Raw genomic sequence first — 13,891 nt, 5'->3', positions numbered from 1 at the left:
GGTCCCTCGGGCCTCGCACCGGATGGCGCCGGTGCGAGGCCCGCGGCCGGTACCGGCCGGGCGGGTCGCGGGCCGTCGGCCGGCAGCTCCCTGCTGCGACTCGTGCAGCGTTCGGCACGTGGTGGGCCGACCACGCCGTCCCGGCTCGACGCCCACCCGCCGGCGCAGGATCACGGGGAATCCCGCCCGGCCCGCGTCCCCGCTCCGCCGTCCCCGGCACCGCACCCCGCGCCGGCCCTCCCGTACGCGTCAGCGTCCTCCCCCGGAGCATCCGTACCGCACGCGTCAGCGTCCCTCTCCGGGGCGTCCGCGCCGTCCGCCGCTCGGCCGGTTCCGGTGGTGCGCCCGCATCCGCCCGCGGCGGCCGGGCCAGGACCGGCCGCCCTGGCCGTACAGCGGATGGCGATGCCGGTGGGGCCCGAGTCCGCCGGACCCGCGATCACCTCTCCGGCGCCCGGAGACGACGCCGTGCCGGGCGGAGCGCCGGCCCTCTCGGTGCGAGTGCCGCAGCCGCCACGTCCCGCCCCCGGAACGGGCGGTCCGGGACCCGCGGCCCGGGCCGTGCAGCGCGCGGCGGCCGAAGCCGGGATCACCGGCGTTCCGGTCAGGGCGGCCCCGGTGAAGCCCGCCGGTCCGTCGGCGAGGACCGGATCGGCAGGCCCGCCCGATGCGGCGCCCCCGGCCGCCCACCGGGTGACCGGCGCGGAGATCGAGGAACTGGCACGTCGCCTGCTCGATCCGGTGAGCCGACTGATCCGCGCGGACCTGCGCCGGGGCAGGGAGCGCGCCGGCCGGTTGTACGACGGCCGGCGCTGACAACGGTCCCGCCCGGCACCGCACTGGCAAACAGCAGAGAAGAAGAAAAAGACATGACGGACAACATCTTCGCGACGAGCGTGTTCTTCAAGCTGGTGATCGGAGGCAACGACCTGGGTGCCTTCCACACCTGCTCGGGCCTGGGTGCCGAGGTGGAGCTGGAGCAGTACGCCGAGGGTGGCAACAACGGCTTCACCTGGCAGTTGCCGGGGCGGATCACCTGGACCAACATCACGCTGACCCGCCCGGTGACCGCCGACACGCTCAAGATCGCACGGTGGCTGAACGACACGATCCAGCGGGTCGAGCGCAAGGACGGCGAGATCGTCGCGCTCCGTCCCGACCTCAGCCGCATCATCAGCTGGCAGGTACAGGGCATCGTGCCGGTGCGCTGGCAGGGCCCCTCCTTCGATCCCGCCAGCTCCCAGCCGGCGATCGAGACGCTGGAGATCGCGCACGAGGGCCTGGAGCCCTCCTGAGCGTTCATCGGATTGCTTGCGGACGCCGGCAGTTCGTCACACATGAAGTCCCGGAAGGAGGAACGCGATGTCACCCGTTGCCCGCACGAGTCGTGCTCGCGCCCAGCTGACCATCATGGAGCCACCGGCGAAGGTCGGCGCCAAGCCGGGCGGGAGGATCGCCCAGCTCACGTTGCAGTTCAACCCGGCGCAGCTGTCGCTGAACAAGAGCACCGAGTGGCGGCGCACGCCGTCCCGGATGGCCGAGCAGTCCGCGCTGCCCGAGTTCGTGGGCAGCGGACCCCGGACCCTGTCCATGGAGGTCTTCCTCGACGCCACGGCCACCCATGACAACTCGGTGGAGAAAGCGGTGGAGCAGCTGATGCTGGCGTGTGCGCCCACCCCGAACAGCCTGGCCCGCAAGACGCCGGCCAGCCCATGGGTGCGCTTCGACTGGGGCACGTCCCGGACGACCTCGTTCGACGGTGTGATGTCCAGCCTGTCCATCTCGTACACCCTCTTCGACGTCGACGGGAAGCCGCTGCGCGCCACCTGTTCCCTCTCGATCGAGGAGGCGAGCGGCGAGACGCCCGGCCAGAACCCGACATCGGGCTCGCGGGAGGCGCGGCGTACCCATCGGGTCGTCGTCGGTGACAGTCTGCCGCTGCTCGCCTGGCGGGAGTACGGCGACGCCACCGCGTGGCGCACGATCGCTCACGCCAACGACATCGACGACCCGATGCAGTTGGTCCCCGGCAGGGAGCTGGTCGTGCCCGGCCTGGAGGCCCCCGCTGCGGAGGGCGGCCGGTGACCGCCCCCGGCCGCTCCTTCGCCGCCGACCCGATCGTCGAGGCCCCCGGTGAGCTGCCCCCTGCCTGGGCGGCCCAGTTGGTGAGCTGCGTGGTCGACGAGAACGTCGGCCTGCCGGACACCGCCGTGCTGACGTACCGGGACCCCGACCACAAGCTGCTCACCGCCACCGGGCTCACCATCGGCACCCCGCTGAACATATCCGTGGTCACCGTGCAGGAACGGGGGCGCGAGCGGCTGTTCACCGGCGAGGTCACGGCGGTCGAGCTGGACAGCGACACCACTGGTTCGTTCACCGTCGTCCGGGCCTTCTCCAAAGCCCACCGGCTGCAGCGCGGGCGGAAGGTGGTGGCCTACCGCAACATGCGGGCCGCGGACATCGTCCGCAAGGTTGCGGCGGGCGCCGGGCTCGCCTGCGGAACCGTCGAGGCCGCGCCCGTCACGTACCGGCAGCTCACCCAGCCCAACGTCTCCGACTGGGAGTTCCTCCAGTACCTCGCGGGCGAGAGCGGCGCACACGTACGGGTGGACGACCAGGGCCTGTTGCAGTTCGTGAGGCCGAAACCCGCCACGTCGGCGCCCTCGCCCGACACCTCCGCCGCCCGGAACCCGATGGTTCTCGAGTACGGGCGCAATCTGCTGGCCCTGCGGGCCGTGCTGACCGGTGCGGACGGGGCGGACAACGTGGAGGTGCGCGGCTGGGACGTCGAGGCCAAGAGGCGGCTGGTGGCCCGTGAGCAGTCCGTGCGCAGCAACACGGTGTCGCCCGGGATGAGTCCGTCGCGGGCGGCCGGCGCGTTCGGGTCGGACACCCGGCTGACGGTCGCCGACACCCCGTACCGGACCCAGGCCGAGGCCACGGCCGTCGCCGGTTCCCTGGCCGCCTCGGTCAGCTCCGGTTTCGGGGAGATCGAGGCGGTCGCCGAGGGGAACCCCCATCTGCGGGCCGGTGAGCCGGTGGCGCTCGGCAACGTCGGGCCCGCGTTCTCCGGCCGCTACACGGCGACCGCCGCGCACCACGTCCTGGAGCCGAACGGCGGCTACCGCACGACCGTGCTGGTGAGCGCCGCGCCCGACCGTTCCCTGGCGGGACTGGCCGGTGGCGCGAACGCGCCCTCGCGCGGCCCGCGCATACCGGGCCTCGCGATCGGCGTGGTCACCGACATCCGTGAGGGCAGGGACGAACGGGGCTGGGTCCGGCTGAAGTTCCCCTGGCTCGACGACACCTATGTGTCCGACTGGGTCCGTACGGTGCAGTGGGGCGGCCAGGGCGGCGGCGGTGTGTTCAGTCCCGAGGTCAACGACGAGGTGCTGGTCGGATTCGAGCAGGGCCTGCTGGACAGCCCCTACGTGCTGGGCGGCCTCTACAACGGGGTCGACAAGCCGTCGCCCCACGACGTGCCACTGGTCGACCCCACCAGCGGCAGGGTCAACCGCCGTTCGCTGGTGTCCCGTTCCGGGCACCGGCTGGAACTGCTGGACAGCCCGCGCGGACCGTCCGGCGTCCGGCTGGCCAGCGGTGACAAGCGGCTCGATGTCACGCTGGACGAGCGGCGCGACGAGATCGCGCTGAAGGTGTTCGCCCCCGGCGGCACCCGGGTGCTGAGCTCCGTGACCCTTTCCGCCTCCGGCATCACGCTCGACGCCGGTACGGGTGAGGTGAACGTGAAGGGGAGCTCGGTGACCGTCAACGGCAGGACGGGGGTCACCGTCGACGGCGGACTGCTCGCCGTCCTCAAAGCCAAGCTCATCCGGATCAACTGACGCCCCGACGCGGCCCGTACGGCGGCCGAAGTCCTTTTCGCAGCAAGGAGAACAGCGACCATGCCCCCTGCAGCCCGGACGGGCGACACCACCGTTCACGGCGGCCTCATCGGCACCCCGCCACCGGGTGCCGCGGCCGTGGCCACCGTGCTGATCGGCGGCAGGCCGGCGGCCGTCGCCGGCAGCCTGCACGTGTGCGTGGTCCCCCCGCACGCCGCGCTCGGGCCCGGGAACGTCATCCTGCCCAACCCCGCCGCCGCGGTCACCGGTCAGGTGCTGATCGGCGGGCTGCCTGCCGCCCGCATGCGGGACACCACCAGTTGCGGCGCGCTGATCATCAGCGGCGCGCCGAACGTCCTGATCGGGGGCCCGGTGTGAGCGGCGGCTTCATCGGACGCGGCTGGGGCTTCCCGTTGCGGGTCGGCCCCACGGGCGGCATCGGCATGGTCGAGCGGGACCAGGAGATCGAGGAGGCGATCGGGCTGATCCTCGGCACGGCGCCGGGCGAGCGGCCGATGCGCCCGGAGTTCGGCTGCGGCATTCACGACTACGTCTTCGCCCCCGGCGACGGCGCCACCGCGGGCCGCATCGCGCGCGAGGTCCGCACGTCGCTGGAGCGCTGGGAGCCTCGCATCGAGGTGACCGACGTGGTGATCGCGTTCGACGCCGTCGAGGAGGGCACCTTGTACATCGACGTGCACTACACCGTGCGCGCCACGAACGACCTGCGCAACCTCGTTTTCCCCTTCTACACCATCCCCTCCTCCGAGGGCTCCGAGGAATCGGGAGTGCGCTGATGGCCCTGCCCTCACCCAACCTGGACGACCGGCGCTTCCAGCAACTCGTCGACGAGGCCAAGCGGTACGTCCAGCAGCGCACCCCCGAGTGGACCGACCACAACGTGTCGGACCCCGGAGTCACGCTCATCGAGACGTTCGCGTTCATGGTCGACCAGTTGCTGTACCGGCTGAACCGGGTGCCGGACAAGAACTACTCGGCCTTCCTCGACCTGCTGGGCGTCACGCTGTTCCCGCCGACGGCGGCGCGGGCGGAGGTCGACTTCTGGCTGTCGGCCCCGCAACCGGAGACCGTGCTGCTCCCGGCGGGCACGGAGGTCGCCACCTCGCGCGGCGAGGCTGAGGAGGCGGTGTTCTCCACCCCCAACGACCTTTCAGTCGTGCCGAGTTCACTGGTCCGGCTGGTCACCGCGCCGGTGTCGGGCGAGCAGACCGACCGCACCGCGCCGCTCGGTGCGGGCCAGGACGTCCCGTGCTTCCAGGCCCGGCCGGAGCCGGGCGACGCCGTGCTGTTCGGGCTGCCGACCGCCGTCCCCCGGTGCATCGTCGCCGTACGCCTCGACAGCCGCGTGGAGGGCGTGGGCGTCGACCCGCGGCAGCCGCCGCTGGTGTGGGAGGCGTGGGACGGTGCCGGCTGGGTGACGTGCCGGACCGGCACCGACAGCACCGGCGGGCTGAACAGGCCCGGCGAGGTCACCGTGTTCGTCCCCGCCGGGCACACCACGTCGGTGGCCGCGGGGACCCGGGCGGGGTGGCTGCGCTGCCGGGTCACCGCGCCGGAGCCGGGCCAGCCGTTCTACTCCGAGTCGCCGACGATCCGGGAGGCCGAGGTGTTCACCGTCGGCGGCACCGCGGACGTGGAGCACGCGGAGACGGTCCTGGACGTTCCGCTCGGCATCTCCGAGGGCGTCGCCGGGCAGCGGTTCTCCGTGAACAGGGCACCGCTGCTGCTGGACGGGGAGCCGCCGGTGGTCCAGGTGTCCTCCGCGGAGGGCTGGCAGGTGTGGACCGCCGTGGAGCACTTCGGCGCCTCCCTGCCGGACGACCGCCGCGTGCGGATCGACGCCGTCACCGGCGAGTTCGCGTTCCCGCCCGAGGTGCGCGAGCCCGACGGGACGATGCGCGCCTGCGGCGCCGTGCCCGAGAAGGGCGCACAGCTGCGGGTCCCCCGCTACCGGACGGGCGGTGGCGCGGCCGGGAACGTCGCCCGAGGTGCCATCAATGTGCTGCGCAGCTCGGTGCCGTACGTGGCGAGCGTGAACAATCGTGAGGCGGCCCGGGGCGGGGTCGACGGCGAGACGGTGGAGAACGCGAAGGTCCGGGCGCCCAACATCCTCCGGGTGCAGGAGCGGGCCGTCACGGCCGCGGACTACGAGGTCATCGCCCGCGAGGCCGCTCCCTCCCTGCGCAGGGTCCGGTGCCTGCCCGCCGCCGCGGGCGAGGGCGGTGCGGTGCGGGTCCTGGTGGTCCCCGACGCGGTCCCCGACGAGGACGGAAACCTGCGGTTCGAGCAGCTGATCCCGTCGGACTCGGTGCTCTCGGCGGTCGCAGCGCGGCTCGACGAACGGCGGCTGGTCGGAACCCGGCTGGTGGTGGAACCGCCCGCGTACCAGGGCGTCACCGTGGTCGCCAGGCTGGTGGCGTCCGGCGGGGACGTGGACCGGGTCCGTACGGAGGCGCTCGCGGCACTGTTCCGCCACATCGACCCCCTGCGGGGCGGGGCGGAGGGGGCGGGGTGGCCGTTCGGCAGACCGGTGCAGTACGGCGAGGTCTTCGCGGTGCTCCAGAACGTGCGGGGGGTGCGCCTGGTGGAGGAGGTGCGGCTGTTTCCGGCGGACCCGATCACCGGCCGGCGCGGGGCGGCGCAGGAGCGGATCGACGTCGCCGCGGGCGCCCTGGTCTTCTCGCACCAGCACCAGGTCGTGGTCACCGCGGGCGGGAACGGTGACGGCTCATGACCAGAGCCGCGGTACCGGGGCTCACCAGCCGCTACCCGATCGGCGGGCTGCTGCCCGCGCTGTACGCGGACGACGACCTGGCCCAGCGGTTCACCGCCGGCCTGGACACCGTGCTGGCCCCCGTCCTGTCCACCCTGGACAACCTTCCCGCCTACTTCGATCCGGCACTCGCCCCGGCCGACTTCCTGCCCTGGCTGGCGTCCTGGGTGGGCGCGGACCTCGATCCGGCGCTGCCACAGGAGCTACGGCGGGCCGTCGTCGCCCGTGCCGTCGAGCTGCACCGGTGGCGTGGCACCCGCCGGGGCCTGATCGAACAGCTCCGGCTCTGCTTCGGCGTCCACTCCGACATCCGTGACGGCGGAGGCGTCGCGTGGTCGTCGGAGCCGGGAACCGCGTTGCCTGAGGCGCCGACCGGCGAACTGCTGGTGCGGGTCTGGGCGCCGCACGGGGGCCCGGTGGACGCGAACCGCGTCCTGGACGTCGTCGCGGCGTCGTGCCCCGTACACCTCACGTGCCGGGTGGAGATCCTGCCGGGCCCGCCAGAAGAGACAGGAGATTGACGCGATGCGCTCGTGTCCGGCGTGCGGTGCGGCCAACCGCGAGGGCGACGAATTCTGCGGGAACTGCGGTTCCTATCTGGGCTGGTCCTCCCAGTCACTGCGGAACCCTCCCGCCGCCGCGGAACCTGTCGGCCCGGCGGAACCGGCAGCCGAGCCAACGATCCGGGCTCCGGCTGTTCCCGAGACCGGTATCGCCCCGCAGACCGCAGACCCCGCGGCCGGGGCACCACCCTCCCCGCGCCCCGAACCACCGGTGGAACCCACACGGTTCCGCACACCGGAGCCTGCCGGACCGTCCCCCGCGGTGCCCGCGACGGCCCCGGAACCGCCCCCGCAGCCGGCGCAGCCCGCCCCTGTCCTGCCGGAACCATCGGCAGAGGAGGACGTGCCCGTGGTCGCGGTGCAGCCGGCCAAGCCGAGCGCCCGGCGCCCCGACGTCAGGCCCGTGGCAGCGGAAGAGAGCCCCGACGGGCCGCCGTGCCCGGCGTGCGGCACCCCGAACCTTCCGGGACGCCGGTTCTGCCGACGCTGCGCCGCACCGCTGCACACCCGGGAGCAGCCGAAGCCGCTGCCGTGGTGGCGCACGGTGTGGCCGTTCCGCCGCCGCGTGCGGGGCGGATCGGGCCGGGCGCTGCGGCGGACCCTGCTGGTGCTGGCGGTCGTCGGGCTGCTGTTCGCGGGCTTCCTGCTCCTGCCGGCCGGGCGCTACCTCTTCGAGGACGTGCGGGACAAACTCGGCGGAACGGCGGAGATCAGCCCGACGAAGGCCACCGCGAGCTCCCAGGCTCCCGGCCATCCGGCGAGCTCGGCCATCGACGGAGTGACCAACACGTACTGGGGGGCACCCACGCTCGGCTCGTCCTTGACATGTGTCTTCGACAAGCCGTTCCGGCTGGTCGGCGTCGTGGTGCACACCGGTGTGTCGAAGGAACCCCAGGAGTTCCGGCAGGGGGCCAGGCCCACTCGGGCCGATCTGATCGTCACCACGACGGACGGCGAGGTCCGTGAAAAGGCGGTGACACTCACCGACAAGCCGGGCCCGCAGACGATACGGACCGGCATCAGCGATGTCGTCTCCGTCCGGCTCGTGCTGCGGGCCGCGTCCGGCCAGGGTGAGGGGCGGCCCATCGCGGTCGCGGAGGTCGAGTTCTTCAAGCGCACGTGAGGCCGAGCGCCGCTCGGGAGCGGGCCGGAGCGGCGCCGCGCCGGTCCGCCCGGCCTTCCCGGGGCGATGGACAGGCTTTCCCCGCCCGCTGAACCCCGTGGTCGCGAGGTCGGCGCCCGCGCATACACATCAGGCAGCCACGTCGTAGTCGGCGCCGGTGGCACCGACAAGCACACCCTCGCCCACGAGCTCACGCACGTGATCCAGCAGCGCCAAGGAGCCGTGGCGGGGACGGACAACGGTGCGGGGCTGTACCTCTCACACCCGGACGACCGCTTCGAGCGGGCGGCGGAGGCGAACGCGGCGCGGGTGATGGCCGGCCCGGTACCGGACTCACCGGCCGCTCACGGCCGTGTGGAGCAGAACACGGCTTCCGGCACCGGCCGCTTCCCAGGGCGGGACCGCCGCGGTCGTCAACACCAAGTCGCGCGCTCAACTCGACGCCTACTGGACCCCGGAGCGTATCCGCACGGCCAAGCCGATGCCCGCGCCCGAGGGCGTCACCGCGGTGCAGCCTTCCTCCGGCGCAGCCACCGAGGTCACCGACAAGCCGGTGCACGTCCCCGCGACAAGACCCATAGTGAGCTCGGGAGTTCAGACCCGGGCCAGCGTATGGGGCACAGTGGGACGCCTGTACTTCACGATCCCGGGCAAGGGCGACTACATCTGCTCTGGCAACGTTGTCACGAGCAACAATCGCTCGGTGGTGGCCACCGCACGGCACTGCGGCTTCGGCGAGGGCGGCACCAACTACCGCTTCGCCCCCAACTACAACGCGGGCAACGCGCCCCACGGCTGGTGGGGCTGGCGCAGTGCGGGCTGGGTCACGGGCGGCGGTCAGGAGAGCGACAGCGCCTTCCTCGTCCTGGACGCCCCGGACGGCCGGCGCGTGCAGGACGTCGTCGGCTCCACCGGGCTCGGCTTCAACTGGTCCAGCAACTATGCGCACATCATCGGCCTGCCGGGCGACAAGGACTATGCCGTGTGGTGCGAAGGGCAGGGCTACGCCGGACCCGGCGGGCAACGCCTGATGAACAACTGCAACGGCCTGTCCGGCGGCGCCAGCGGCGGCGCCTGGATCGAGAACTACCAGTCTGACGGCTCCGCGACACAGACCGGCGCCTACTCCGGCAGCTACGGATCGGCGGCCGCCGCGTCGGCGTACGGCAACTCCGCCTACGACATCTGGAACGGGGCCCAGAACAGCTGACGCGGCAGCCCTCACACCACACGACTGCTCCGGGGCCGGACTTGGGACTCAGGCTCCGGGGCAGTCGCCCGTCGTCCCCCACGATGCGCCGGTTCCAGCAACCTTGTCCGCGGCCACCTCGTTGGCGTGGACGACAGCCCCGCACCTTCGGGAATGACCCGTATCACCGGGCCCCGGTGCCCCGGGGAGCCCATGCGTCCCCCAGCACATGGCGACACCGCACACTCCCCCGCCCCGCATCTATGGCTGCCCACCCCATGGGGAGGGTCCCCGCACCGCCCTACCGTGGCGGACCTGGACCACCACCAAACCCATCCCGGACGGGAGAGCCGCGATGCGCAGAGCAACGAGCACCCTGCTCGGCCTGCTTCTCACACTGCTGAGCCTCGGAGCAACCACCACACCGGCCCACGCCACCCCGCCCACCTACCTCACTCTCGAAGCCACCTACACCACCGTCGCCAACGGCTGGGACCGCGTCGACCGCTACCTCGACACCACCAGCGGTTTCCATTCCGAGCAGTACCCCGCGGACGGCCGTGGCGACCAGGACGGTCAGCGACGCACCTTCTTCGGCGGCGTCAAGCAGCCCCATTCCGGCCGCTTCCTCCTCTACTCCGCCCCCGGCTGGAACAGCGGCAGTCACCAGACCCCCGTCCTCCTCGTCCACGGCGCCAACGACAACGCCGACCGCGCCTGGGCCAACCCCGGCGAAGCCGGTGGCTACGGCTGCGGTGCCGTCTCCTGCCCCAGCACCGGACTCATGCAGTACCTCGCCGCCCGCGGCTACCGTGTCTTCGCCGTCAACTTCGCCCATAAGCAGGGCGACAACCTGATGCAGGCCCAGCAGGTCGGTGACGCCATCGCCGTCATCAAGGACCGGCTCGGTGTCAGTCAGGTGGACCTCGTCGGCTGGAGCAAGGGGCAGATGTCCACCCGAGCCTACGTCTCCTCACTGCGCCCCACCTGGGGACGCCCCTATGCCGGAGACGTACGCCGCCTCATCACCCTCGGCGGCCCCAACGGCGGCTACGACTACCCCTATGCCCACGGCTGGGCCCATGACTTCAGTATCTGGCCCCAGTGCGGCGGCAGCGTCAACGCCCCCTCGCCCCACCTCTACATGACCTGCTACGGCACCTACACCGCCCACCCCGAATTCGCCTTCGCCCCCACCAACGGCTACGACGTCTATCCCGGACAGCGCCAGATGCTCGCACGCTGGGACGCCACCTACGGCATCGACATGACCCAACAGGACTGGTACACCACCTACCACGGTGGTCAGGGCCTCTACACCTCCGGCAGCGGCATCCAGACCGCCATCGACGCCGGCTCCCTGATCACCCCCCTCCACAAGGCAGGCATCCCCGGCACCGTCGCCACCTACCTCCTCGCGGGCGGATCCCCCAACGTCCTCGGCATCTACAACGAGAACCGCGGCCCCAGCGACGGCGTGGTCTTCGTCAACAGTGCCCTCGACCGCACCGGCATCGCCAACGTTGCCGGCACCGCCCTCATCGCCACCGCCAACCACCTCCAACTCGGCTGGCACTCCTCCACCAGCGCCCAGATCGCCGCCTGGCTCGGCTGACCTGCCACTCCCAAGGACGGACCATGCCCCCGCACGCACTCCTCCCCGGCATCCACGCTCGACGCATCACCACCTCCCGGCTCACCCTCAACCTCCTCGAACTCCCCGACCGGACCGGCGAACCCGTCCTCTTCGTCCACGGCAACGTCTCCGCCGCCGCCTTCTGGCAGCAGACCATGCTCGACCTGCCCCACCCCTACCGCCCCCTCGCCGTCGACCTTCGCGGCTTCGGCGAAACCGACCCCCTCCCCGTCGACGCCACCCGCGGCCTCCGGGACTACAGCGACGACCTCACCGCCCTCCGTAGCGCCCTCGATCTCGACCGCGTCCACCTCGTCGGCTGGAGCATGGGTGGCGGCATCGCCCTTCAGCACCTGCGCGATCACCCCACTGCCGTCCGCAGCCTCACCCTCGTCAACCCCGTCTCCCCCTACGGCTTCGGCGGCACCCACGGCCCCGACGGCCGACTCAACCACCGCGACGGCGCCGGCTCCGGTGCAGGCACCGTCAACCCCGAATTCGTCCAGCGCCTCACCGAAGGCGACCGCAGCGAGGACTCACCGCTCTCCCCCCGCGCCGTCCTTGCCTCCAGCTACGTCAAACCGCCGCTTCGCCCCGCACTCGAGGACGCCTTCGTCGACGCCATGCTCTCCACCCGCACCGGAGACGACCACTACCCCGGCGACACCCGTCCCAGCGACCACTGGCCCGGCACCGCCCCCGGCCCCCGAGGTGTCCTCAACGCCATGGCCCCCACCCACTTCCGTATCGACGACCTGCACCGGATCGACCCCAAACCGCCCATCGGCTGGATCCGCGGCTCCGACGACCTCATCGTCTCCGACACCTCGCTCTTCGACCTCGCCCACCTCGGTGCACTCGGCGCCGTCCCCGGCTGGCCCGGCGCCCGCCACTGCCCCGCCCAACCCATGCTCGCCCAGACCCGCCACGCACTCGATCACTACGCCACCACGGGCGGCCCCGTCCGCGAAACCGCCATCGCCGACGCCGGCCACGCCGTCCACATCGACAAGCCCAAGGAATTCACCGCCGCCCTCCTCGAGACCCTCACCGCGGGTCGGTGAAACGGCCGGGACTGTAAAACATCCGGCTCGATACGTCCACAAAACCGCGCATCCGGCTGCGCGCTACCGCCCCGCCCCGTCAGCGCCGGGAGCAAGGCTCACCCACGACAGCCCGGGCAACTCCTGCGCTGGGCGGTGGCCCGGAGCGCGAGACCCCCATCCGCCGTGCCGCGTGTACGCCGACACCGCGCGGATAAGCGCTCATACCCCCGGCACCGAGCTGCTTGCCCTCCACGTGGTCCCGGAGGACGGGCTCGTTCGACGAGGTACTCGGGAGGCGGGCATGTCGGCTGCCGCACTGGGCGCCGAAGTCCGCTACGCGACCCGCGCCCGAGCTTGCCTCGGACGACATCACATGACTGATCCGACTACTCCGGCATCACCCCCGTGATGACTGCTCGGCGAGGACATCGGCTCTGGAGCGTCAGAGCTGATCGACAACCCTCGCTGCGGCTGCTTCCTTCTTCTGAGGTTCGGGACTCACCGCCGTCGGTCCGGCCGAGGTCTGGTCACCGGCCATCGCTGGGGCGGCTGGGTCATCCGTATCCGAAGATCCGCGCGATGAAGAATGCGGCAAAGATGACCGATCCCAGCAGAACGAGCCCTGCCCATAGGGCGGGGTGTTCCCAGATGCCTCCGTCCGCGCGTTCCTGGTGGGCTTCACTGGTGGAGCCCTCGGCAGGTGGTGTCTCCCCTGGGGGATTCAGTGATATAGCCACACCTCCACCTTCTCTCGATCGCATCCCGTTCGCATTGCGCCCAGGGCGGTGGTCCTCGCTCCACGAGCGGCCGGGGGCATAGCTCTGTAGACGACGCGAAGCGCGATTCTCCGGCAGTTCGGTGGGCTCGGGATGCCGGGCCGGCGTGTGTCGAGAATGCGAGAGCGGGCCTTCGGCAAAGCGGTGGGCGCCGTCACGTCCCCTGCTGAGGTCCTTCCACTCTCATCGGCGGTGCCTTGTCAGCCAGGTCTTCAGCAGGGTGGCAGGGGTGCGAGAGCGCAGCCACCACCCCGCTCCCGCCGTGCGACACCATTTGATCCGTCCTAGCTTGGGCAGGGCAAGGATTCGTCCACGCAGGGAGTCGCAATGGCTCACGGAAGCAGCAAGGACAAGCTCACGGGCAAGGCGAAGGAAGCCATGGGCAAGATGACCGGCAACCGACGCAAGGAGGCCGAGGGGAAAGCAGACCAGGCCAAGGGGCGGGCGAAGGAAGCCATAGATGACGCCCAGAAGCACATTCCCGGAACGTCTGGCCCGAAGGACCCGCTGATCACCGACGACGAGTAGGTGCAGGCCCCGAGCCCTCATCCGAGCGGTGGGGGCTCGGCCATGCTTACAGCACCATAATCAAACGTTTGCCCTACACGCAGTCTGACCTGCCGCGTCTGTGCGGTCGACGTCGGCGCCACGCGGCACGCGGCACGCGCGACGTCGGGGATGCCGCCGTGCGAGGCGCAACAGGTGACCGGACCGATCAGGAATCGAGAAGCGCGGTCACCGAGCCGCAACTAGCGTGACCGTCATGGACCTCACGATTCACTTGACCTTCCTCCCGCACGACGACCCGGAGGCATCCCTGGCCTTCTACCGCGACACCCTCGGCTTCGAGGTCCGCAACGACGTCGGAAACGGCAAGATGCGCTGGATCACGGTCGGCCCCGCCGACCTGCCCGGC

General features: G+C 71.7%; 14 protein-coding genes and 3 pseudogenes. 16 read left to right on the top strand and 1 reads right to left on the bottom strand.

Features of this window, described 5'->3' with window-relative positions; all coding sequences use genetic code 11:
* The 14 genes and pseudogenes from ABTZ94_RS30485 to ABTZ94_RS30420 all read left to right on the top strand — a co-directional run.
* A pseudogene (locus ABTZ94_RS30485) lies at window positions 1-816 on the top strand (hypothetical protein); the annotation flags it as partial.
* A gap of 53 nt (window positions 817-869) precedes the next feature.
* Window positions 870-1,295: a phage tail protein gene (locus ABTZ94_RS30480; RefSeq protein ID WP_351205501.1), complete on the top strand. Its 426-nt coding sequence runs from the start codon at window positions 870-872 to the stop codon at window positions 1,293-1,295.
* Window positions 1,296-1,362: 67 nt separating this feature from the next.
* Window positions 1,363-2,085 carry a CIS tube protein gene (locus tag ABTZ94_RS30475; protein WP_351205499.1) on the top strand — a complete coding sequence of 241 codons (723 nt, stop codon included), beginning with the start codon at window positions 1,363-1,365 and terminating at the stop codon, window positions 2,083-2,085.
* A complete protein-coding gene (locus ABTZ94_RS30470) occupies window positions 2,082-3,848 on the top strand; it encodes a VgrG-related protein (protein WP_351205497.1) in 1,767 nt (588 codons plus the stop codon). The genes ABTZ94_RS30475 and ABTZ94_RS30470 overlap by 4 nt, the downstream gene beginning before the upstream one ends.
* 60 nt (window positions 3,849-3,908) lie before the next feature.
* Window positions 3,909-4,226: a PAAR domain-containing protein gene (locus ABTZ94_RS30465; protein WP_351205496.1), complete on the top strand. Its 318-nt coding sequence runs from the start codon at window positions 3,909-3,911 to the stop codon at window positions 4,224-4,226.
* Window positions 4,223-4,645 (top strand): GPW/gp25 family protein, encoded by a 423-nt coding sequence (locus ABTZ94_RS30460; protein ID WP_351205494.1) that lies wholly within the window; start codon window positions 4,223-4,225, stop codon window positions 4,643-4,645. The genes ABTZ94_RS30465 and ABTZ94_RS30460 overlap by 4 nt, the downstream gene beginning before the upstream one ends.
* Window positions 4,645-6,603, top strand: coding sequence for a putative baseplate assembly protein (locus ABTZ94_RS30455; protein WP_351205492.1), 1,959 nt, complete (start codon window positions 4,645-4,647; stop codon window positions 6,601-6,603). The genes ABTZ94_RS30460 and ABTZ94_RS30455 overlap by 1 nt, the downstream gene beginning before the upstream one ends.
* Window positions 6,600-7,163: a phage tail protein gene (locus tag ABTZ94_RS30450; RefSeq protein WP_351205490.1), complete on the top strand. Its 564-nt coding sequence runs from the start codon at window positions 6,600-6,602 to the stop codon at window positions 7,161-7,163. The genes ABTZ94_RS30455 and ABTZ94_RS30450 overlap by 4 nt, the downstream gene beginning before the upstream one ends.
* 4 nt (window positions 7,164-7,167) lie before the next feature.
* Window positions 7,168-7,233 (top strand): annotated as a pseudogene (locus ABTZ94_RS30445) (zinc ribbon domain-containing protein); the annotation flags it as partial.
* Between the two features lie 315 nt (window positions 7,234-7,548).
* On the top strand, window positions 7,549-8,328 hold the full coding sequence (locus ABTZ94_RS30440; RefSeq protein ID WP_351205505.1) for an NADase-type glycan-binding domain-containing protein: 780 nt from the start codon (window positions 7,549-7,551) through the stop codon (window positions 8,326-8,328).
* A gap of 66 nt (window positions 8,329-8,394) precedes the next feature.
* Window positions 8,395-8,490, top strand: a pseudogene (locus ABTZ94_RS38050) (hypothetical protein); the annotation flags it as partial.
* 190 nt (window positions 8,491-8,680) lie between these two features.
* The gene (locus ABTZ94_RS30430) at window positions 8,681-9,538 is read left to right on the top strand and encodes a peptidase (RefSeq protein WP_351205488.1); all 858 of its coding nucleotides are present in this window, start codon (window positions 8,681-8,683) and stop codon (window positions 9,536-9,538) included.
* A 334-nt stretch (window positions 9,539-9,872) separates the two neighbouring features.
* The gene (locus ABTZ94_RS30425; RefSeq protein WP_351205486.1) at window positions 9,873-11,132 is read left to right on the top strand and encodes an esterase/lipase family protein; all 1,260 of its coding nucleotides are present in this window, start codon (window positions 9,873-9,875) and stop codon (window positions 11,130-11,132) included.
* Between the two features lie 23 nt (window positions 11,133-11,155).
* Window positions 11,156-12,217: an alpha/beta hydrolase gene (locus tag ABTZ94_RS30420; protein ID WP_351205484.1), complete on the top strand. Its 1,062-nt coding sequence runs from the start codon at window positions 11,156-11,158 to the stop codon at window positions 12,215-12,217.
* 536 nt (window positions 12,218-12,753) lie between these two features.
* On the opposite strand, the gene ABTZ94_RS30415 is transcribed toward ABTZ94_RS30420, so the two are convergent.
* Window positions 12,754-12,936 (bottom strand): DUF6480 family protein, encoded by a 183-nt coding sequence (locus ABTZ94_RS30415; RefSeq protein WP_351205482.1) that lies wholly within the window; start codon window positions 12,934-12,936, stop codon window positions 12,754-12,756.
* A gap of 366 nt (window positions 12,937-13,302) precedes the next feature.
* Here ABTZ94_RS30415 and ABTZ94_RS30410 point away from each other — a divergent pair, with 366 nt between their 5' ends.
* Together ABTZ94_RS30410 and ABTZ94_RS30405 are read left to right on the top strand one after the other, a co-directional pair.
* Window positions 13,303-13,503, top strand: coding sequence for a CsbD family protein (locus tag ABTZ94_RS30410; protein ID WP_351205480.1), 201 nt, complete (start codon window positions 13,303-13,305; stop codon window positions 13,501-13,503).
* A 235-nt stretch (window positions 13,504-13,738) separates the two neighbouring features.
* Window positions 13,739-13,891 (top strand): VOC family protein (locus tag ABTZ94_RS30405; RefSeq protein ID WP_351205503.1); only part of this gene is annotated, 153 nt, incomplete at its 3' end.

It is taken from the genome of Streptomyces sp. NPDC002785, assembly GCF_040295565.1.
In the GTDB taxonomy this organism is placed as follows: Bacteria; Actinomycetota; Actinomycetes; order Streptomycetales; family Streptomycetaceae; genus Streptomyces.
This window is presented reverse-complemented; position numbering and strand designations above follow the sequence as displayed.